This window comes from Vibrio sp. bablab_jr001 (assembly GCF_016464285.1).
GTDB lineage: Bacteria > Pseudomonadota > Gammaproteobacteria > Enterobacterales > Vibrionaceae > Vibrio > Vibrio fluvialis.
In genome coordinates, this window is record NZ_JACDWZ010000092.1 from 356,314 (window position 1) to 377,355 (window position 21,042).

A 21,042-nucleotide genomic window follows, 5' to 3' on the forward strand; every position below is an offset into this window, starting at 1 on the left:
CACAACTGGACAGAAACGTTTTAGAATTGATGATCTACAGCGTTTCTGTCAGATTAGGAAAAGTATGTGAGGCCTTAGACGTTTGTATGATTTCAGTACCGCGTAGATCTCGGGCTTATAACTCAACGACCTTGAACAAGGGTGATAATTTTTCTTTATCTTTGTTCTTTAGAGTCGGAACTGATATAAACAATCTGTCCTTTGCTCGACTTACAGCTACGTAATAAATCCTATGTTCTTCATTGCTTTCGAGGTCTGGATTTATTAAAAACTCAAGGTCTTTTTCATCTGGTAAGTGGACTAACACATTATCAAAATCATCGCCTTTAGTTTTATGTATAGTTTTTATATCCCCCGACTCGCCGACTGTACATAGTTGGTTTATAATGTCTTTGTACAAAATACGTTCATATAAAGGTTTTTGCTTTCCTTTATCTGTGAGTTTTGAAATGGAATTGTGTATATTTTCCTTAATGAAAACAAAAAAATCATAAATACTTTTTTCTTCAAATTCACTTCGATTCGCCGTAAGTACAAAAAGACTATCTAATGCTTTTTTTCTTCTTATATCTTCATCTAAAATTTCACGGAAATTTTTTTCAATTTCGGCAACTGCTTCTTTAAACCTAAAGTTATTAGCGAAAAATAGCGCTGTAATACAGTTTATTACTTTATTTTTTCGTTCTGTATTTGAGTCGACATTTCTAATCTCATCTACGGGATTTACATCTGATACTCCGCCGTTAAAAACTCTGTTTAAATAGTATACAGAGATGTTACTCCTTGATATTACTTTAATTTCCCCGTCAACAACACTTTCCTTTAAATACTCATAAGCGTCGCAAATATTTCCCACCAGTAAATGTGGTAATACCCCTTTTTCTTGCCTATATGGGGTTTGCTCAATATCTTTTCTTATATGATTTAAAACATCAATAATTGAATTTGTACTACGTCTGTTTTGAGAAATAGTGTATTGGGTTGTCCTAGGTGAAATAAAGTTATCAAAATCGTTTGGTGTAGCACCTTGAAAACCATAAATTGACTGTGCTTTATCTCCAATAACACCAACTATAACACCTATTTCTTTAATTTTACTTATTATTTTAGACTGAATAGGGTTTGTGTCTTGAAATTCGTCGATGAATATATAGGGAAATTTAGATTTTATTACAGTCATAATAAATGGATTTTCTTCTATTAGCTTATAGCTAAAATAAAGTATATCATCATGGTGTAATATCCCTTTTCTCCAGAAAATCTTTTTGTATGTAATTAAGTCTTCTGATAAAGTATCTATGATTTTATTTGATATATACTTACGTTTCCCTGACTCACTATAATATGCTTCTTTGCTTTTGCACTTTAGTTCAAGGTTTAATTCCTGATCCATCGACCAATAAATTGTTCTTATCCAATTACTTAAGGCATCTTGATTGTTCTTTAGTTTTTGAAGCTGATTTATTGTATAAGGGTGTTTAAACTTAGCCTTACTTTTATGATTACTTAACCAATCATTGATTCTTTTAAGGCTAACGTAATGATCATCGTGGCCATCTATTTTTTCGAAGCTAAGTTCATACTCGGATGGCAAGAAGGATGCATAGGGCTTAATTATGTGTCTGTATAGGAAGCTATGAAGCGTACTTACTTCCGTATGTTGTGATGAGTTACCTAATCTACTATTGATTGTGTCAGCGGCAATGTTTGTATAAGTAATACACGCAACTTTACCAAATTTACCTAAACGAGTTGAATTTGATACTACATTACTAATATGACTTATTAGCCAATGAGTTTTTCCAGCTCCTGGACCTGCCGAAATCCTAAATTCATCATCAATGGCATTAATGATTGATTCAGATGTTATCGTATTTATGCACATAGAAAATCAATCCCATCCTTAATATATTGAGGTACTACAAATTCTTGGTATTCATCCGTACCTATTTTCTCAAGGTTTCTTTCTAATACGTCAGATAGTAATAGTGCATTTTCACCTTTACCCACGGAGTTCAAGTATCTGGATGCTAATATAGCTTTCTTTTTACTATACTCATCCCATGAACAGCTCTGAATGGACTCGATGATTCGATTGTTTTCTGCATGTGGTTTTTTCTCAGTTCCCTTATTCAATAGCTTAATGAACTCTTCAATTGGTAGTTCGTCAATTGAGTCCATTAATTTTTCCAGTTCTTTCTTATTACTAATGGAATCCGTTAACAGAAGTTTAAGTTTTGGGTTTTCTAAAACAAGCTCATATTCAAAGGTTTTACTCTTCTCTCCTTGGCTAAAGTATCTTATGTTTTTATGACTTTTATATTTATCAATCAATTGTGATGAGTTGTTAGAATAATCATAATTTTCGTTATCGGTTCCTAACTCAAAGGGATAACACTTCTCATAATTACCGCTTTCTACTTTTCTTACAGGGTCTCTATCAGTTAGACATACAACCTTTTTAGGAATAGCATTTTCATCATTTGTATCGAAAATTTTCAAGAAATGCTCGAAGTATCGACCACCAACATTAATTACGGAAATATGGTTATCTTCTAAGCATTTGGAAAGATCTGGCTGTGTTTTTTTGACTTCATTGTCATAATATTTTGCAAAAGTCGATATTAGTAACTGTTCAGCAATCCCTTCAACAAAGATAACTTTTTGAGCAAACAGCATGTCCGATTTAGTTGCATCTAAGAATCGCTGAACATACCTTTTACTATCATCATTCCCTAATGCTTTTGAAGGGTAGGAAACTGTATATTCTTCATCATCTGAATACAGATTGATTATATTTTCCAATTTACATGATGACGTTATATGTGTTGAGTGAGTTGTGATAAAAACTTGTCTAGCTTTATTATTCTTGTCACTTAAGAACTTCAATAGTTTGTGTTGCATAGATGGATGAAGATGTGACTCTGGTTCTTCAATTACTAACATTGGGAATATCTTAGCGTTACTTCCCATATAGCTACCATCAGAATTAACTTGCATTTTTGCCAAGAGAAGAGACATGTATATTAAGTTATTGTAGCCTAAACCATTATGAGTCGCGGGTACCGTTATTCCCGTTTTCTTTTTTATTATAAGTTGCAAAGCAAAAAGCATATCTTTTTCAGAAATACTACCATCAAAGTCAGGAAACGAATCATTAAAATCTGCACCAGTTTTGTTAGCATAGCCTAGTATTTCACCCTTTCCCTCTGATATTCTTTCATGCAGTTGCGCTAATACGCCTTCAGAGGATGCCTTAAACTTACTTTCTCTAGTCCTGATTTCTTGTACTTTTTGTTCTATTTCATCTGGTTTAAGAGTATTGATATTTTTCTTAAGATCATAGTCCATAAAAAACTGAAATACATCTTTGAGTAAATTATTTTTTCCGCTGAGCATGTCTCTTTCGACATCTCTAATCGCATCCAAGAACTGAAAATCAAATTTACTGATGGTTTCGCTACTAACAGGTTCTTTATTTTCAACTTTGCCAGCCCAAATTTTATACTTATATTTTCTTAAAAAGCTAGACTCAATGATCTTCCATATATCCTCTTTTGAAGTAGTATCTTTTACCTTATCTATCTCTTTTAAATAATTAGTTTGTTCTTTTTCTGGCAAAAATAGCTCGTAGGTTAGTTTAGCTTCATAATCCTCCTCAAGCTTAGTCAGGCAACTAGCAATCGCAGCTAAATCATCTGGAGTGTGGTCGTTCCCTTTTTTAAAGGTAACAGCTATCGAGACTTTTGGTGCTTCAATCTTTAACTCATCCAAAGGGATATTTTTGTTAAAATCGTCAATAGATAAACTCTTTGAAGATGAGTTATCTAGTACTACAGCTAATGCACGTAAAAGGTTTGTTTTACCTGCATTGTTATGCCCAACGATAACGTTAATATCATTTTTAAATTCTATTTTTTGACTTCTGAAGCTTCTGTAATTTGAGATATCGATGCTAGAAATGTACACGTTTTAATCACCCATGCAAAATTATACATATCTTAAGCGCAATGAATGTACCTACAAACCAATCACTCATTGCGATAATGAGAAACTCCTAGCATAACATCTTCAGCTATACGAACGGGTGAAGTGGATTATAAATTTGGTCACATAGTTTAAAGTTCTGGACATAAACAAAAACTAATTCAAATTGCGAGGGTTGAAGCCTGGTTCAATCCCGCTCTAGCTCGCTATGGGACAGTTCCGAGCTAGCCATAGGAACTAGCTCAATATTTGACAAAACCTTGTTACTATTTTTGGCGAGCGAGCTGTTTGTTTAGCTCTCTTCGGAGGGTATTTTAACTCGGCACAATTCTCAAAAACATTTCACATCGCACTTTTTCAAACAAACTAAAACACAGCTTGACACTGATAGAACAACTGGAAATATTTAGTTAAAACAAAAAATCAAGAGATTGAGATGATGAATATTTGTACACGCTATGAATGTGACACCTGCGAAACTTTGATTGATTGCCGTATAGGCTTTTCCAACCGAAAAGTTCAACCACTCCAATTTGCGTGCCCCGAATGTGGGGAACGTATTAGCTTCACATTAGGCTTTAATGACCTTGAGGGAGCAACGGAAATAAAGGAGTTTAAAGCTCCTTTCACTGGAGAAAACGTCTTCGTTGACTTGCATCTTGATTTCCCCACCACGTTTGGTGAGTACAAACAAGGTGACACTACGTTTATGCGTGTGATTAGCGAAATTGGACAAGAGTCTTTTGCCGATCTATCTAGACGCTTGGAACTTCTAAACCAGCTAGGAGAACATCACCGAACACTAAAACGTCTAGTGTCCCAATACAAGAAAGGTAATATAAAAGGATTTGAAAAAGTCATTAAGAGCCTTGAGAAGTTAGAGTTCATAAAGCTGAAATCACATAAACCTCAGGATGTAATTGCTGCTCTGTATTCCGCTACTTCAGTTATGTCTTCTCCATTGACCGTTTATGAGCATAGTCAAGAACTTAGTAAAGAAATGCCGAAAGTACTTCTAAGTCTTTACAATGAGCATCACAAGAACTTAAATGAGTTCTTTGATAGTTTACTAAGCACTGGCTTCTTGAAGAACGTTCACCATGAAACTTTGAGCTTGTACCCTAAGTTAATCAAGCTTGAAGTTCCTCTACGACCAGCTTTGTACTATGACTACAAAGCCGAAGAATTAGGCAATGTCCCTGCTAGGGTATCAACAACTAACTTCGAGTCTTGCAACAACGTCTATAAGGACTTAGCAGAGGTTTACTCTAGACAACTGGTACTAGTAGCAGGGTTGAACAATCTAATCAAACGCGGTGACTTTAACAAGTTTTCAGAAAAAGTACTCTTGAATAAGAAAGATAAACCTATTAAGGATTTCACATCGCTTGATAGGTACGCAGATGTTGATTTAGGCAGGAAGCTCGCTGCACTAGATGACTGTTTCTTCAAACTTGACGAAGAAGCGATTGATAACCAGCTTAGAAATGGTATCGCACACTACAAGTATAGCTATGATGAAGCAACGCAAATCATTACATATAACTCTGCCAAGGAAGGACTTACTAGAGACAAAACCATAGAAGTTAGTCTTATGGAATTCCTACGGAAGATGTTGCTTCTGTTCCGAGAAGTTCATTGTCTTAACCACATCATCAAAGCATTGCTTTTCCACAGCGTGTTGATTTTGAAGAAGCCCGTGTAACCATTCCTCATAGATGCGCTAAAAGCGCTTATTCATCTCTGTCAAGTTTATAGCATAACGAAGCACAAGCTATAACGTAATGTCTGCCTCAAAACCCGCAGGGGCAAAATCGTGTTTTGGGAAATGTTACATTAACACTTCAGGAACTAGTCGCAGTTTCTAAGGACTATCAACCACTCGATACTAGCTTAGTTGCACTTAAAACCAAATACAAAGGACGTAAACGTATCTTAACTTGAGATGATATATGAGAAGCTGTTTTTTTGATAAAAGAACCTAACTTTATCAAATCACGATTTAAAGATTTTAGATATGCTCTACGCAAAGAGCGAAGAACTACTTCAAAAAAAAAACGGTGCAGCAAAGATTTGCTGCACCGTCATATGTATGGCGTCCCCAGTAGGATTCGAACCTACGACCACATGCTTAGCTTACCACTACAGTTTTCACTGCCGCCTTAAGGCGTTTGTAGTCTGGACTATATCTTCACCTTAGTAACCTATTCCTAGGAAATCCGAAGATTTTATACCTTAGATGGAGGGCGCTTATGGTGTCTTACGCAATGAGTTCGCATTGCTCCACCTAGTCTCTGCACCTTCTCTACACGCTTGTAGAGCTAGGCTCAAGATTGCCACCGCCATTACGCGCTGAGGTTTCCTTGAATTCACCCTCTGCACTGTAAAGGTTTCCCAATACAGGCTCCAAATTTAAAGGCACGTGCTCTATCCAACTGAGCTATGGGGACTATATTCTTTAAACACTACCACTTTTTAAGTAAAGTGGTAACTAAAAATGCTTTGTGGTAACTCTCTAAAACCCTAAGTAGTAAACTTACCACCAACTAAACCCTTTCAAATCAATTACTCTCTTAACGAATGGTAATCTTTAGGGGGTTAGTTTTGCTCTATCCAGCTGAGCTAAGGGCGCGCTACAGGGAGAGGATTATACGAGTTAGAGAGGGTAAATCAACGGCTTTGTCTAACATTATGTTTCAAATGACCAAAATTTTGTCACTCAGACAATAAGTGCTGAAAAACAGAACAAAGCAAACGTTTGCTTATAGATGTTCTTCAAAATATCTGCGACAATGCGCGCAAAAATTTTCACTACGAATGTGTAAGGAAAGTCATGACTGCTCAAAATATTGATGGAACACTCATTTCTCAGACAGTACGTTCCGAGGTTGCGGCCCGTGTTAAGGCTCGCACTCAAGCAGGGCTGCGCGCACCTGGTCTGGCTGTGGTTTTAGTGGGTGAAGACCCGGCTTCTCAGGTCTACGTGGGCAGTAAACGCCGCGCTTGTGAAGAAGTGGGATTTGTTTCTAAGTCGTTTGACTTACCGGCAACCGCCACCGAAAACGAACTGTTGGCTCTGGTTGATCAACTGAATAACGATCCGGAAATCGACGGCATTCTGGTTCAGCTGCCTCTGCCTGCCGGCATTGACTCCACTCAGGTGCTGGAGCGCATCGTTCCGGAAAAAGACGTCGATGGTTTCCATCCTTACAACGTCGGTCGTTTGGCTCAGCGCATTCCTAAACTGCGCTCTTGCACACCAAAAGGCATCATCACCCTGCTGGATCGCTACAACATTCCGCTGCGCGGCAAACACGCGGTCATCGTGGGCGCTTCGAACATTGTCGGTCGCCCAATGACACTAGAACTGCTGCTGGCCGGCTGTACGACGACAACTTGTCACCGCTTTACCAAAGATCTGGAACATCACGTCCGTCAGGCTGACGTACTGGTGGTTGCGGTCGGTAAGCCGAATTTCATTCCGGGCGCGTGGATCAAAGAAGGCGCGATCGTGGTCGATGTCGGTATCAACCGTCTCGACACTGGTAAACTGGTTGGCGATGTGGAATACGATGTAGCTCGTACTCGCGCCAGCTTCATTACGCCGGTTCCGGGTGGTGTTGGCCCAATGACCGTTGCCAGCCTGATTGAAAACACCATGCTGGCCTGCGAGCAGTACCACACCAATAAGTGATGCTGTTTAGCAAGTTCCAAAAGCAAAAACCCCAGCCTAGGCTGGGGTTCTTTTTAGCTTAAGAAAGCACTTACAGTGACAGAATCACGCCGGCAATCGAAGCGCTCATCAGGTTCGCCAGAACGCCAGCGGCGATCGCGCGAAAACCGTATTTGGAGATGAAGCTACGACGCTCAGGGACCAGACTGCCCAAACCACCAATCAGAATTGCCATGCTTGAGATATTGGCAAAGCCACACAGCGCGAAGGTTACGATAGCCTGCGAATGTGCACTCAGCTGGGATTTCACATCCATCAATTGGATAAAGGCGACAAACTCGTTCACCACGATCTTGTTACCGATCAGCGAACCTGCCGTGATGGCTTCGTTCCATGGAATACCAATCAGCCAAGCCAGTGGTGCGAACAGATAGCCCAGAATCAGTTGGAAACTCAGTTCGATACCAAACAGTCCGCCAACCCAGCCCAACATGCCGTTCAGCAGCGCAATCACACTGACAAACGCCAGCAAAGTCCCGCCCACCGCTACGGCAATACGCACACCGGACATCGCACCGTCAGCCACAGCTTCCACCACGTTAGTCGCTTGCGGCAGATCCAGTTCGTGCGATTCAACCTGAACGTCGACCGTACCCTGCTCTGGTACCAGCAGTTTGGCCATCAGCAAACCCGCTGGTGCAGACATAAACGCGGCCGCAATCAGATAGCTCAAATCCACACCCAGCGATGCATAGCCCACCAGCGTGCCACCCGCAACCGATGCCAAACCACAGGTCATCACTGCGAAGAATTGCGAATCGCTCATTTGCTTCAGGTAAGGTTTTACCACCAGCGGCGCTTCGACCATGCCGACGAAAATGTTCGCAGTCGCTGACAGTGACTCAGCACGGCCAGTACCCAGCAGTTTCTGAATGCCGCCGCCAATCAGATTGATCACTTTCGGCATCAGGCCGATGTGATACAAACCGGAGATCAGCGCCGAGAAGAAGATGATGATACCCAGCACGTTTACGGCAAACACAAAACCAACACTGCCGGTTGCAATGCCGCCAAAGATAAATGCAATGCCTTCCTGACCATAGTTGATCAGCTTCGACACACTTTCGGTCACCGCATGCAGCACTTCTTTACCCGCGGGTACGTACAGCACCAACAAGGCAAAAATCACTTGCAGAGCAAACGCCAGCGCCACTGTGCGCAGCTGAATATTTTTTCTATCTGTAGAAAGTAACCAGGCAATGACCAGAATTGCCACAACACCAATAAGAGAAGACATAACGCCATCCAAATAAAAGGGGAACAGGAAAGGCGTCGGATTGTATAGCAGGAAAACGTGTGCGCAACTCGGGTTTGTTAATCAGCTGTGTTCAGAAACGCATTCCATCCCACGTTACTCATAACCCATTGATTTAACGCTGACTAAACGTTTGCTATTGAGTTATTTTTCCAAATGGAAAAAATGTTTTGAAAACGAGAAACAATCCATCACAACGATGGCAGGCGAACATAGGGTTCCAGTTGGGTATCCCAGTAACACGGTTCACCAATTTTCTGTTTGAGAAACTCGATCACGGCCGAGGTTTTTTTAGGCAGATGTTGGCGACTGGGATAAACGGCATAGAAGGGCATATTCTGGCTGGCCTGCCAGTCCGGCAGCAGTTGAATAAGTTTGCCACTGCGAAATTCATCGCGGATCAGATAGGTGGCCAGATACGCAATCCCCCACCCTGACACCGCGGCATCACGCACCGCTTCAGCCAAGTCGACCGAATAGTTGCCGGAGACTTTGATGCTCAGTTGCTGCTCACGGTTACGGAACGCCCAGCGCGTGTAGTCTCGATCCCAGCTGCGATAGATGAGGCAGTTGTGATCCAACAGATCGTTCGGTGTCTGCGGTGTGGAGTGATGCAACAGATAATCCGGGGAGGCGGCCACTACAAACTTGCAGTCCGCGAGGCGCTGGGCAATATAGCCTTCCGGCAGATGTTCGTTACTGGTGATCCACAAATCGAGCCCTTCGCTCAGCATATCGATTTTGTAGTCGAACAGATGTACTTCGACCTGCAAGTTCGGATACTGCTGACGCAGCTCTTCAAGCGCAGGCAATACATGCAGCGAGCCAAAGGATTGCGACAACCCCAGACGCAGCAGGCCAGAGACTTCCTCACGCTGGTTAATCAACTCATTATCGGCATCGCTGACCAAATCAACCAACTGCTCACAATGGCGATAGAACGACTCACCGGCTTCCGTCACCGTAAAACTGCGCGTGGTGCGCTGAACCAGCTTGATGCCCACCGAGGCTTCGAGTTGCGCCAGCTGTTTACTGACGTGCGACACCGACACGCCTAAATTGCGCGCAGCGGCGGTAAAGCTCTGATGTTTGATCAGCGCAGCGAACATCACCATCTGACTGGCCCGGTCTGCTAACACAGCAACTCCTGATTTGGCTTAATACACCGCAAATTAATCCTCTTGCAGTGTGGGGGGATATAATTAAGGGCTCTGCAGAGCCCTTAGTGGTTAAAATTTGATTCGGTCGGCTAAGTGACTGACCGCGAGCGCAAAGTAATACGAGCGGTTCCACTTCATCAGTACATTGTAGTTGTTGTACACCAGATAAATACGGCCACTTTCGTCGTCCGGCATGATCAACCAGGCTTTGATGTCGTCATCCAGCTTGGGCAGCGGTTTACCGTCGTAGCGGGTAACACCGAGTTTGCTCCACTCTTGCAGGAACTTGCCTTTCTCGGCCTGGCGACCTTCCAGCGCGTGATCAAACCCTTTCGGGATTTTCACCTGGCGTCCCCAGGTGTACTTGTCATCCCACCCGGACTGGCTCAGATAGTTGGCCGTGGAAGCAAACACATCTTCTTTGCTACCCCAAATGTCTTTCTTGCCATCGCCATTACCATCGGCGGCGAACGCCAAAAAGGAACTTGGCATAAACTGGCACTGACCCATCGCACCAGCCCATGAACCTTTCATTTCATCGGCTTTGATGTGGCCCTGCTGCAGAATTTGTAGTGCGGCCATGGTTTCCTTACGGAAAAACTCTTCACGGCGACCTTCGTAGGACATGGTCGACAACGCATCAATCACGCTATAACGACCCATGTGCGCGCCAAAGTTACTTTCCACGCCCCATAACGCCACAATAAAGCGCGGCTGCACGCCGTACTCTTTGCCGATGCGTTGCAGTTCATCGTAATGCTTTTCGTACAGTGCCTGCGCCTGGTTCACTTTCCACTCAGGCACAGCACGCGGAATGTATTCATCCAGAGTGAGCTTTTTCTCTGGCTGATTGCGATCCGCCACCACGGCACGAGGTTTGTATTCCACATAGGAAAAGGCATCGGTCAGCACTTGTTCAGAAATCCCTTCCTGACGCGCTTGTTGTTTTAGGCCTTCCACGTACTGTTCAAAGCTGATTTCATTCGCCAGAACCGGCGTTGAAAGGGTTAATCCCAGAATAACTGACAATAATTTTTTCAAGATGCCCTCCCCGAGTCATCCCGCTCAGGATTTGCGCTGAGCTTTTTCTTCTTTGTATTTCTCTAACAGATTCTCTGGAGGCGGCGGCAATTGCAAGAAGAAACCCTGTTCTTCCAGCGACGCTTTGACGTTATCCACATTAACCTGCGCTAACTGACGCTTTTCCAGATTCACCAGCATAACGAACACAGGTTTACCGAACATCTGCATCAGAGTGTCAGGGACCTGTGAAAAATCATCGCGTTTCGGGATGTAGAGATAGGTACCGTCTTTCTTAGAACTTTTGTAGATAGAACAAAGCATGAGAAGCCTTTTGTTGTCTTTAATCCGCCTTCCGGCTGAATTTGTCTATAAATGGTCAACTTTTACTAAAATTGAGCCTAAATCACTCATTTGACCGCAAGATAACTTGCTGCGCCTAGGCGCTGAATATAACATGACTTCCCTAGTCTCGGGCAACGCTCTTTCTTATGCAGCCAAGAGTTTATTGAGGTCAACGTTACGATGTCTAATACACCTGACCTGAAAGGTAGTAGTTTTACTTTGTCAGTTTTACACCTTTCTGACAATCAAATCGCCAGTACTGTCGAGTTTCTGAAACAGAAAGTCTCGCAGGCTCCGGCGTTCTTCGCCAACGCTCCGGTGGTGATCAATATTTCGAAAGTGGATGGCGACATCGACTTTCTGGCCCTGAAAAATGGCATCAGCGACGCGGGATTGATCCCGGTCGGTGTCACGGGTTGCAAAGATAAACGCTGTCAGTCGCTGGCATCAGAAGCGGGTTTTGCCGTCATGACCGCCAGCAACAGCCCGACCAAAGCGCCTGCGAAAATGGCGCCAACCAAAATCGTTCGTACACCGATCCGCTCCGGGCAGCAGGTGTACGCCAAAGATGGCGATTTGGTGATCCTCAATCACGTCAGCCCGGGAGCGGAAGTGATTGCCGATGGTTCCATTCATATTCACGGCACACTGCGCGGCCGGGCGATTGCCGGTGCCAGTGGTCAAAAAGAAGCAAGAATTATCTGTCATGATTTACAAGCTGAGCTGGTATCCATCGCTGGAAACTACTGGCTAAGCGATCAGATTGAAAGTGAGTTCTGGCAGAAGAAAGTGATGCTCAGCATGACTGAAGAGTCACTCCATTTTGAAATACTCACAATTTAAAATTCGAAAGGAAATTATTAAATGGCACGCATCATTGTCGTTACGTCAGGAAAAGGCGGTGTAGGTAAAACGACCTCCAGCGCCGCAATCGCGTCAGGCTTAGCGCTGAAAGGTAAGAAAACTGCGGTGATCGATTTCGATATCGGTCTGCGTAACCTTGATCTCATCATGGGCTGTGAACGCCGCGTCGTGTACGACTTCGTAAACGTCATCAATGGTGAAGCAACACTGAACCAGGCGTTGATCAAAGACAAACGCAACGAAAACCTGTTCATTCTTCCGGCTTCGCAGACCCGCGATAAAGATGCACTGACCAAAGATGGTGTGCAGCGCGTGCTGAATGAACTAAAAGAGATGAACTTCGATTTCATCATCTGTGACTCACCAGCAGGTATCGAGCAAGGCGCGCTGATGGCGCTGTACTACGCCGATGAAGCGATTGTGACAACCAACCCTGAAGTCTCTTCCGTGCGCGACTCTGACCGTATCCTTGGCATTCTGGATTCGAAATCGCTGCGCGCTGAGCAAGGTATGGAACCTGTGAAACAGCACCTGCTGCTGACCCGCTACAGCCCGGCTCGCGTTACTCAGGGTGACATGCTGAGCGTACAAGATGTTGAAGAAATTCTGCATGTGCCGCTGCTAGGTGTCATTCCGGAAAGCCAGGCCGTACTGAACGCATCCAACAAAGGCGTGCCGGTCATCTTTGACGAACAGTCCGATGCAGGCCAAGCTTACGACGACACCGTTGAACGCCTATTGGGCCAAACCGTGGAGTTCCGCTTCCTGACCGAGCCGAAGAAAGGCATCTTTAAACGACTTTTTGGGGGCTAGAGATTAATGTCATTACTTGAGTTTTTCCGACCACAAAAGAAAACATCAGCCAGCCTCGCCAAAGAGCGTTTGCAAATCATCGTTGCAGAACGTCGCAGCCAGAACGATCCGGCACCGACTTACCTGCCTCAGTTGAAAGAAGACATTCTGAAAGTGATTGCCAAGTATGTCGCGATTGACCCGAGCATGGTTGAGTTGTCATTCGAACACAAAGATGACGACATCTCCGTGCTGGAGCTGAACGTCAAGCTACCGGACGACGAAAAGTAAAAAAAAAGAGCCGACTCAGTCGGCTCTTTTTCGTTGTGAGAGTGCGTGATTTCGTTAACAGCCGTAGTGCTCAGCGATGAACGCCTCAAACTGCTCACACATCTGCTCGTCAGACTCTTGGTTGCTCGCCAGCTCCTTCGCACCATCCACGACGCGAATGGTCGCATTGAGTGACGCGACGGGTGCCTGCTGACGCGCAGACAATCCTTCAATTTTCTTCAGCTGACTTTGCCACGCCTGCTCTGCAGACTGGTTACACATGTCGGCTAAATACTTGGCGTTAAACCCTTCACCCGTCAGGCGAACAATGGTTTCATTGTGCGACACCTGGTTGCCATCATGCCAGTAATGCTTCGCCAGCAGCGGACCTATGTGCGGGTTATCGGTCAGATAACCAAACTTATCGAGGAAGTACGCACGTGTCTGGTAAACCGCCATGTGTGCCAACAAATAACCGTGATAGGCACACGCGGCTTCATCTGACAACAAGTGTGGGATCGCCAGCAGCGGGCGCGGGCTGCACTCAAGGCCGATAATGCGCTGCTCAGTGGCACGCATCAACGCTGTAATGCGCTCAGGCGTAAGTTCATCGTCGCTCAAATCATACAAAGCACGTTCAAAGTAAGGCACCAGCAAAATACTGCGCTCTTCGTAAGCTTTGAATGGCTGACGGCTGTAGACCATGGCTTTGATGACGTCATCCGGCACCACATCACCTTGAGCATTGAAGGCATACGTTTTCAGCCAGTCGGCATCGGTCAGCAGGCTGTCGCAGAACATGGATTGCGTTTCGGCGTACGCCATCGAAGTTGGGGCAAACTCCTGAGAGAAGCACGGTGCATTCAGTTTCACGTTGGCAAAGTGCGCCGCGTGGCCGCCTTCGTGGAAGAGTGTATTGATACCATCGTAGCCACTGCCGATCTGATCCGGTTTCGCGTTACTGGTGAAATTCACCTTAGCCGCCACCCACTGACCTTGATCGTAAAACGACGGGATCGGGCCATGACAGAACCCGTTCGGGTATTTGCCTTTACGATCAAGCAGATCCAGTGTCAGCTCTGCACCAGAATAATCGATATTCAGGCGGCCAAAAGACTCTACCCAACGGCGCAGCGAACGAGAAAACGGCACATACGGATCTAAGTCGCGCATTACATCGCCGGCAAACGAGAAGATGAAGTTATAGCCCGTGAGCGCTTGCTCCCCTTTCTCTGCCGCGAGCGCACTTAGACTGCGTTGATGGCTGTCACGTGTGCGCACTTCAAAATCATCCAGAATGGCAAACAGCTCATCGCTGGTCATCTTCTCTTTCTTCGCTACTGAGTAGTCAAAGAAAGTGCGATAACCGAGCGTACGGGCAAATTCGTTGCGCATCTTCACCAGTTCGATAAAGCCGTTATGCAGCAACCACTGCTCTAAATCCAGTAGCGCCTGATGTGCGCTTTGACGCACTGCTTCCACATCACTGGTGCGGATGGTCGCCGCCAGCGTCACCAGAGAGGCTTCGATCTGTTCACCTTGCTCATTGGTGTAATACAGTGGGTGCTTCTGTTTTTTCTCAAACAGATCCGCTTCAAACTGAATCAGCTTGGCTTTTAGTTGCTGCGCGGCTGTCGATTCCAGCGCGTGCGATTCAAACATCGCCAGCCAGCCTTCCAACCCGGCCAGAGTGCTGCGCTTTTCCTGCTCGTCGGTAATCGCCTGCGCAACGGTAATTTGGTCGCGAATGGCCTGAATTTGTTCACCGGCGCTGAGAAATTGCGTCCACTCGGTTTGCGCCTGAGTCGAACCGTCATGGTCATCGCTGATGCCCATGTACGTATCCCAGAAAAAGTCTTCTTTAACGCGATGAAGATGAAGATAACGATGGTTTAAATCGTTGAGATATTGCGTCGCTGTCATTGGATTCCTTTTATGACGTTGTCCGTTACCAGCCCCCATTATGGCATGCCTCCCCGGAGACAAATAATAATCAACCAGATTCATACCAAAAACGGATGTAAACTCACATTTACTGATTTTTCCTGCAAGCTGACAACAAAAAACCGGCCTGATGACCGGTTTTGCAGATTAAACAAGTTTTTCCAGCTTTTCGCCCAGTAGAGGCAGGCGCCAGCCTTGCATCACATCCGGCAATTTTTCCGGATCTTTATCTTTGTTCCATACCCAGTTCAACAATTGGTTGAGCTGCTTCTTGGAAGCCAGAAACTCCGTCGCCAATCCGGATGATTGCGAGACATTTTTCACTTCATCTTTCAGCTTTTTAAACAGCTGTTTGTAACCCGGATAGTCCATCAGCGGCACGATTTTCTCCGGGTACTGCTCTGGCGGGGTCTGCTGCGCGGCTTTAACGATGTTGATCATCTTGGTGCTGTGACGACGAATCGCATGCGGATCGATGCCTTCTTCTTCCATGCGTTTCGGACTACGCAGAGCCAGACGAGCGATGGTCAGCAGATCGTTTTCACGAATGACGAAATTAAGTGCCAGATCGCGGTTCACCGCTTCCTGATAACGCCAGGTCGCGAGTGGCTTGAGTACCGCCAGTTCCTTCGGTTTCAGCTGCCACGCTCCTTTGATATCAAGGTACGCCAGCTCTGGGTTGGAAGTGCGGGTACGCTTTTCCACTTGCAGTTCAGATTCTTGCTGCGCCGCTTCCCACCAGCCTGCCTGAATCACTTTCTCCAGCAACTGTTCGTACATTGGCATCAGATAAAACACATCCGCTGCGGCGTATTCAAGCTGCTTCTGCGACAGGGGGCGCGCCAGCCAGTCGGTGCGTGACTCGCTTTTGTCCAGTTCCACATTCAGCAGATCATTGGCCAGCGAAGCAAAGCCTGTGGACAGGCCGTAACCAAGAAACGCCGCCATAATTTGCGTATCCACCATTGGGAACGGCACACAACCAAAGCTGGTCTTAAATACTTCGATATCTTCGCCGCACGCGTGCAGCACTTTGAGAACCGAAGTGTCTTGCATCAGCTCGACAAACGGTGACATCTCATCGAGCGCCAACGGGTCGATCAGCGACAGGTTTTCACCGTCAAACAGCTGAATCAGGCCCAGTTGCGGATAGAAGGTACGGGTGCGGACAAACTCGGTGTCCAGCATGACAACGTCTGCGTCTCGCGCCAGAGCACACACACGTTCTAAATCGTTGAGTTGATCAATTATCTGATAATTCACAAAAGGCTCACTTTGTGTCTCCCTTACGGGTATCGGTGACCCTTGGGAATAAAAAATGCCGACGGTTAGGCCGGCATTGTAGCATCATTTTGATTTGATGTGCGTTATGCGCTTTTCTTCTGCTCAGCCAGCTGAGCATCGTTCTCTTCGCGCAGTACGCGACGCAGAATTTTACCCACGTTGGTTTTTGGCAGTTCTTCGCGGAACTCAATCAGTTTTGGTACTTTGTAACCGGTCAGGTGTTTACGGCAGTGCGTGATCAGTTCATCTTTGGTCAAGCTCGGATCGCGCTTGACCACGTAGATTTTCACCACTTCGCCCGACACTTCGTGTGGCTGGCCAATCGCGGCCACTTCCAGCACTTTGCCATGCAGTGCCACCACATCTTCAATCTCGTTCGGATACACGTTGAAGCCCGACACCAGAATCATGTCTTTCTTACGATCGACGATGTAAATCATGCCGTTTTCGTCAAAGCGCACAATGTCGCCCGTCGACAACCAACCCTCTTCATTGATGACTTCTTTGGTCGCTTCCGGACGCTGCCAGTAACCCTGCATCACTTGCGGGCCACGCACTTGCAGTTCGCCAGTTTGGTCGTAGTTCAACACATTGCCTTCGTCATCGACGATACGCACTTCGGTTGAAGGCACCGGTAAACCAATAGCACCGGAGTAATCAGCCAGATCGTACGGGTTACCCGTGACGAGTGGTGAACATTCGGTCAGGCCATAGCCTTCGAGCAAATGGACACCAGTGATCTTTTTCCATTTTTCTGCCACCGCGCGTTGTACGGCCATACCGCCGCCCACAGAGAGTTTCATGTTGGCGAAATTCAGCTCATGGAAATCTTCGTTGTTCACCAGAGCGTTAAACAGCGTGTTTACGCCAGTGATGGCTGTAAACGGATGTTTCTGCAACTCTTTGACAAAGCCTGGAATATCGCGCGGGTTGGTAATCAAGAGGTTGCTGCCACCCATTTCGATAAACAGCAGACAGTTCACGGTCAGCGCAAATACGTGATACAGCGGCAGTGCTGTCACCACCAGTTCACGGCCTTCGCGTAGCACAGGACCGTATGCACCTTTGGCTTGCAGCACGTTGGCAACCATGTTGCGGTGAGTCAGAATCGCTCCTTTCGCCACACCCGTTGTGCCACCAGTGTACTGCAGAAACGCAATGTCCTCGCCTGACATAAACGGCTTCACGTATTGCAGGCGACGACCTTTGTGCAGCGCTTTACGCATCGAGATTGCGCCCGGCAGGTCATACTTTGGTACCATGCCTTTGACGTATTTCACCACAAAGTCCACCAGCGTACCTTTAGCACGCGGCAGCATCTGGCCCAGACTGGTCAGAACGACGTGCTTAACCTGCGTGTTGGCAACGATCTGCTCCAGAGTATTGGCGAAGTTAGAGACGATCACGATGGCGCGAGCATCAGCATCGTTGAGCTGATGTTCCAGTTCGCGAGGAGTGTATAGCGGGTTAACGTTCACGGCGATCATACCCGCGCGCAGAATACCAAAGAGCGCCACCGGATATTGCAGTAGGTTCGGCATCATCAATGCCACGCGGTCGCCTTTTTTCAGTTTCAGTTCATTCTGCAGGTAAGCCGCAAACGCTCGGCTACGTTCCTCCAGTTTGCGAAACGTCATCACCGAGCCCATGTTGATGAAGGCTGGCTGGTCGGCGTATTTGTGCACTGACTGTTCGAACATTTCAACCAATGACAGATATTGGTCGGGATTAATGGTTTCCGGTACATCGCTTGGATAACGTGAGAGCCAAGGTTTATCCACAGTAATACTCCTCGTAATTGACTGGCGTATCTTGTTGTCATTATTAGAATGAACGCTATTACAGCACAGCCGACGTGCTTGAGCACGAAAGACCCAAACACTTGTTTAAATTTTGTTAACTAAGCCAAAAATTAGTTCTGCGACGAGTGAAGGCTGCTCAAGATGGCAATGATGACCACCAGAAATGGTAAACATCTCTAAACGATCGTTAGGCGAAATGTGGCGATCTTGCTTCAAATGGTGAAAACCCTGATCGCCCAATATAATCCGTTGCGGGCAGCGAATATGCTCCAACACTGCCTGTGCGTGTTCCCACGACATTCGGTACAACGATTCACTCTTAAGCTTGCTGTCGTGCCGCCAGCGCCATTGGTCGTCCACGCACTCAATACCCCGCTCAACAATCGGTGCGAGTAACTCAGCCGCAACTTGATTGACCGCGACACGGCGCTCAAGTGCTTGTTCAAAGCTGGTATAACCGCGTTCTGGTTTGCGTCGGATGCGTTGACGACTCATCACACCGTGACGTAATCGCTCAACACTGAGGGCTGGAGATTCCGCGAGTGGGCCGAAGCCTTCGATCTGAACTAATCCTGCGACTTGGTCAGGAAAGGCGGCACTATAGCAACTTGAAATCAAAGCACCAAGAGAGTGGCCGACTAACACCAGTCTGTTTGATGAAAAGTTAGCCAAAAGTTGGTAAATATCGTCAATATAGTCGTGAAATGGATAGAAACTGTGGCCAGATTTATGGTCTGATAGCCCATGTCCTGGTAAATCGATTGCGCAGAGGTGCCAATCGGGATTGAGATGATGCAAAGATTGCATAACCGTTTGAAAACTGGCGGCATTATCCAACCAGCCATGTAAAAAAACGACCGATATCTCGGCCGCTTCTGGATTGCCGACTTCGATCGCCGCCAGGCGTCCTTCGGCTAAAACATAACTTTGCGACTGCAGCATTATTTAACTTCTTGGATCACCCGGCCATCGCGTGGAAAATCATCGAAATGGCGGCAGTAGAAGTTGCGACAGGGAAACATGTAAGGTCCGGTATCGTCGATCACCACACGTTCCGTGACACGCCACAGATAGTAACCGTTGGCATTCATCACCGGGAACTGATGCTCAAAGTCGCCGACTTTGCCGCTTTCGGGCTCAGCCGTTGTACCGACCAGCGTGATCAGGCGGCCTTCTCCGAATGTGACCGGATCCAGGAAACCTTTCACGTAAGCGACAAAGCGCCCCTGCGGTTCGCTGGTTAAGCTTGGCCGTCCCGCGTCATCAATTGGTAAATTGACGATTTCTAAGCGGGTTTTGTCGGTTAAATTCTTGGTACTGGCGATCACACCACCGAGGCGAACCTCGCCTTTCTGAGCGGGATCTGCCTGAGTCCAGATCGTGTAATCGGTCACTACCGATTCACTTTGCGATGTTAACTGTTCAGGGAGGGACGCACACGCCGACAGCAATAATGCCGCCAGTCCGGTCAATGCTAATTTAAAATGATAGATTTTCATCGTTTACGTCCCATTAAATCAGATATAAATATCGACCCCAAGCATTTGAGCAAGTTCCTCTTTTCTCGCCTGGTTCATCACGTCCATATACTCTTCTAACGCTTTACGCGATCGGCCTTCCGGCAGATCATACTGCACCTGCGCACGATGGATATCGGACGGATCCATTTGACGAATGGAATTAGAAACAGCGGTCGCGACTTTGGTGGTTTGCGCCACCTCCGACGATCCCTTACTTACCTCATTCTTCTTTTTCGCTTTAGATGCCCGGTTAGCACCGGGTATCCGCGCGGGAGGCAATCCATTAATTGAAACCATGCTGTTCCTGCTCATTCAAGGCGGACGAACACGCCCAGCCTTTGCCTATGATCGTCCGGGATTATTCACGGCCCGGCAGCTTTTTCCACGCTACCGTGTCACGCAGATAAACCGGGCTGGCATTTTCCACTGCAACGGTGTTGCCTTTTTCCAGCTCATGCTTAGCCAGCACCACCATATCCTGCGCCTGTGGATACAGTACACCGCTGTCCTGACGCTCGATTGGCAGACTCGCCAGCGCTTCACTGTAGGCATCCCAACCCGTACCGGCAGTGCCCCAGATTTCGCTGCTTGCGCTGATTTTCTCACTCAGCGCTTGTGGCGGAATAACACACTCTTCATCTGTCGTTAGCCAAGTGCCATCTTCCTGACGCTCATAACGGCCCCAGTACACTTCGCTCATACGCGCGTCAATCGCACTGGCCACACGAGTCATACCGTGTTCACGGTATGCACCTTGTGCCAACGCAGCCAGCGTCGAAATGCCAATCATTGGTAAGTCAGCGCCGAACGCTAAACCTTGTGCAATTCCGATGCCAATACGCACACCAGTAAAGCTGCCCGGGCCACGGCCAAACGCCAGCGCATCCAACTCTTGCAACGTGACTCCGGCTTCTTTCAACACCTCGTCCACCATTGGCAGGATCTTTTTGGTGTGATCGCGCGGCGCCACTTCACTACGGCTGTACAGTTTGTCGCCTACCATCAAAGCAACCGAACAGGCTTCTGTTGCGGTATCTAAGGCAAGAATTTTTGCGCTCATGTATAT

General features: G+C 46.3%; 18 protein-coding genes. 5 read left to right on the top strand and 13 right to left on the bottom strand.

The window, feature by feature from the left end; all coding sequences use genetic code 11:
- Positions 1-115: 115 nt before the first annotated feature.
- Together JIG40_RS15290 and JIG40_RS15295 are read right to left on the bottom strand one after the other, a co-directional pair.
- Entirely contained in the window at positions 116-1,885 is a 1,770-nt protein-coding gene (locus tag JIG40_RS15290; protein WP_193256224.1) for an ATP-dependent helicase, read from the bottom strand.
- Positions 1,876-3,969, bottom strand: a complete 2,094-nt coding sequence (locus JIG40_RS15295; protein WP_199465607.1) for an AAA family ATPase — start codon at positions 3,967-3,969, stop codon at positions 1,876-1,878. The genes JIG40_RS15290 and JIG40_RS15295 overlap by 10 nt, the downstream gene beginning before the upstream one ends.
- Before the next feature lie 454 nt (positions 3,970-4,423).
- Here JIG40_RS15295 and JIG40_RS15300 point away from each other — a divergent pair, with 454 nt between their 5' ends.
- Complete coding sequence (locus JIG40_RS15300; protein ID WP_244662680.1) at positions 4,424-5,692, top strand: hypothetical protein; 1,269 nt, start codon at positions 4,424-4,426, stop codon at positions 5,690-5,692.
- Positions 5,693-6,820: 1,128 nt separating this feature from the next.
- Positions 6,821-7,681 (top strand): bifunctional methylenetetrahydrofolate dehydrogenase/methenyltetrahydrofolate cyclohydrolase FolD, encoded by an 861-nt coding sequence (gene folD / locus JIG40_RS15305; RefSeq protein ID WP_020327859.1) that lies wholly within the window; start codon positions 6,821-6,823, stop codon positions 7,679-7,681.
- A gap of 70 nt (positions 7,682-7,751) precedes the next feature.
- On the opposite strand, the gene JIG40_RS15310 is transcribed toward folD, so the two are convergent.
- The 4 genes from JIG40_RS15310 to JIG40_RS15325 all read right to left on the bottom strand — a co-directional run bounded on the left by JIG40_RS15310 (position 7,752) and on the right by JIG40_RS15325 (position 11,479).
- Positions 7,752-8,957, bottom strand: coding sequence for a NupC/NupG family nucleoside CNT transporter (locus JIG40_RS15310; protein WP_024373149.1), 1,206 nt, complete (start codon positions 8,955-8,957; stop codon positions 7,752-7,754).
- A 209-nt stretch (positions 8,958-9,166) separates the two neighbouring features.
- Positions 9,167-10,114 (bottom strand): LysR family transcriptional regulator, encoded by a 948-nt coding sequence (locus JIG40_RS15315; RefSeq protein WP_024373148.1) that lies wholly within the window; start codon positions 10,112-10,114, stop codon positions 9,167-9,169.
- A 90-nt stretch (positions 10,115-10,204) separates the two neighbouring features.
- Entirely contained in the window at positions 10,205-11,176 is a 972-nt protein-coding gene (locus JIG40_RS15320; RefSeq protein ID WP_199465608.1) for a lytic murein transglycosylase, read from the bottom strand.
- Between the two features lie 24 nt (positions 11,177-11,200).
- Positions 11,201-11,479, bottom strand: a complete 279-nt coding sequence (locus JIG40_RS15325) for a YcgL domain-containing protein (RefSeq protein ID WP_020327863.1) — start codon at positions 11,477-11,479, stop codon at positions 11,201-11,203.
- Positions 11,480-11,680: 201 nt separating this feature from the next.
- On the opposite strand from JIG40_RS15325, the gene minC reads away from it, so the two are divergent.
- The 3 genes from minC to minE are packed head-to-tail and all read left to right on the top strand — an operon-like array spanning position 11,681 to position 13,447.
- Positions 11,681-12,343 carry a septum site-determining protein MinC gene (gene minC, locus JIG40_RS15330; protein ID WP_020327865.1) on the top strand — a complete coding sequence of 221 codons (663 nt, stop codon included), beginning with the start codon at positions 11,681-11,683 and terminating at the stop codon, positions 12,341-12,343.
- Positions 12,344-12,364: 21 nt separating this feature from the next.
- Entirely contained in the window at positions 12,365-13,177 is an 813-nt protein-coding gene (gene minD, locus JIG40_RS15335) for a septum site-determining protein MinD (RefSeq protein ID WP_020327867.1), read from the top strand.
- Positions 13,178-13,183: 6 nt separating this feature from the next.
- A complete protein-coding gene (gene minE / locus JIG40_RS15340) occupies positions 13,184-13,447 on the top strand; it encodes a cell division topological specificity factor MinE (RefSeq protein WP_004726580.1) in 264 nt (87 codons plus the stop codon).
- 54 nt (positions 13,448-13,501) lie between these two features.
- Here minE and JIG40_RS15345 read toward each other — a convergent pair whose 3' ends face one another.
- The 7 genes from JIG40_RS15345 to tsaB form a co-directional block, all read right to left on the bottom strand.
- The gene (locus JIG40_RS15345; protein WP_199465609.1) at positions 13,502-15,349 is read right to left on the bottom strand and encodes a M3 family metallopeptidase; all 1,848 of its coding nucleotides are present in this window, start codon (positions 15,347-15,349) and stop codon (positions 13,502-13,504) included.
- 168 nt (positions 15,350-15,517) lie between these two features.
- Positions 15,518-16,633, bottom strand: coding sequence for a ribonuclease D (gene rnd / locus JIG40_RS15350; protein WP_020327869.1), 1,116 nt, complete (start codon positions 16,631-16,633; stop codon positions 15,518-15,520).
- Between the two features lie 104 nt (positions 16,634-16,737).
- Entirely contained in the window at positions 16,738-18,435 is a 1,698-nt protein-coding gene (gene fadD, locus JIG40_RS15355) for a long-chain-fatty-acid--CoA ligase FadD (protein WP_020327870.1), read from the bottom strand.
- A 105-nt stretch (positions 18,436-18,540) separates the two neighbouring features.
- Positions 18,541-19,401 (bottom strand): alpha/beta hydrolase, encoded by an 861-nt coding sequence (locus JIG40_RS15360; RefSeq protein WP_199465736.1) that lies wholly within the window; start codon positions 19,399-19,401, stop codon positions 18,541-18,543.
- Positions 19,398-19,955 carry a Slp family lipoprotein gene (locus JIG40_RS15365; RefSeq protein ID WP_020429932.1) on the bottom strand — a complete coding sequence of 186 codons (558 nt, stop codon included), beginning with the start codon at positions 19,953-19,955 and terminating at the stop codon, positions 19,398-19,400. The genes JIG40_RS15360 and JIG40_RS15365 overlap by 4 nt, the downstream gene beginning before the upstream one ends.
- An 18-nt stretch (positions 19,956-19,973) precedes the next feature.
- On the bottom strand, positions 19,974-20,273 hold the full coding sequence (locus tag JIG40_RS15370) for a hypothetical protein (RefSeq protein ID WP_024373154.1): 300 nt from the start codon (positions 20,271-20,273) through the stop codon (positions 19,974-19,976).
- A gap of 61 nt (positions 20,274-20,334) precedes the next feature.
- A complete protein-coding gene (tsaB, locus tag JIG40_RS15375) occupies positions 20,335-21,036 on the bottom strand; it encodes a tRNA (adenosine(37)-N6)-threonylcarbamoyltransferase complex dimerization subunit type 1 TsaB (RefSeq protein ID WP_032081518.1) in 702 nt (233 codons plus the stop codon).
- Between the last annotated feature and the right edge of the window lie 6 nt (positions 21,037-21,042).

What these genes read in the sequence shown, in the direction of transcription:
- JIG40_RS15290 (WP_193256224.1), bottom strand. Translation starts at nt 1,885, where the DNA reads ATGTGCATAAATACGATAACATCTGAATCAATCATTAATGCCATTGAT.
- JIG40_RS15300 (WP_244662680.1), top strand. Translation starts at nt 4,424, where the DNA reads ATGATGAATATTTGTACACGCTATGAATGTGACACCTGCGAAACTTTG.
- folD (WP_020327859.1), top strand. Translation starts at nt 6,821, where the DNA reads ATGACTGCTCAAAATATTGATGGAACACTCATTTCTCAGACAGTACGT.
- JIG40_RS15310 (WP_024373149.1), bottom strand. Translation starts at nt 8,957, where the DNA reads ATGTCTTCTCTTATTGGTGTTGTGGCAATTCTGGTCATTGCCTGGTTA.
- JIG40_RS15325 (WP_020327863.1), bottom strand. Translation starts at nt 11,479, where the DNA reads ATGCTTTGTTCTATCTACAAAAGTTCTAAGAAAGACGGTACCTATCTC.
- minC (WP_020327865.1), top strand. Translation starts at nt 11,681, where the DNA reads ATGTCTAATACACCTGACCTGAAAGGTAGTAGTTTTACTTTGTCAGTT.
- minD (WP_020327867.1), top strand. Translation starts at nt 12,365, where the DNA reads ATGGCACGCATCATTGTCGTTACGTCAGGAAAAGGCGGTGTAGGTAAA.
- minE (WP_004726580.1), top strand. Translation starts at nt 13,184, where the DNA reads ATGTCATTACTTGAGTTTTTCCGACCACAAAAGAAAACATCAGCCAGC.
- JIG40_RS15345 (WP_199465609.1), bottom strand. Translation starts at nt 15,349, where the DNA reads ATGACAGCGACGCAATATCTCAACGATTTAAACCATCGTTATCTTCAT.
- JIG40_RS15365 (WP_020429932.1), bottom strand. Translation starts at nt 19,955, where the DNA reads ATGAAAATCTATCATTTTAAATTAGCATTGACCGGACTGGCGGCATTA.
- JIG40_RS15370 (WP_024373154.1), bottom strand. Translation starts at nt 20,273, where the DNA reads ATGGTTTCAATTAATGGATTGCCTCCCGCGCGGATACCCGGTGCTAAC.
- tsaB (WP_032081518.1), bottom strand. Translation starts at nt 21,036, where the DNA reads ATGAGCGCAAAAATTCTTGCCTTAGATACCGCAACAGAAGCCTGTTCG.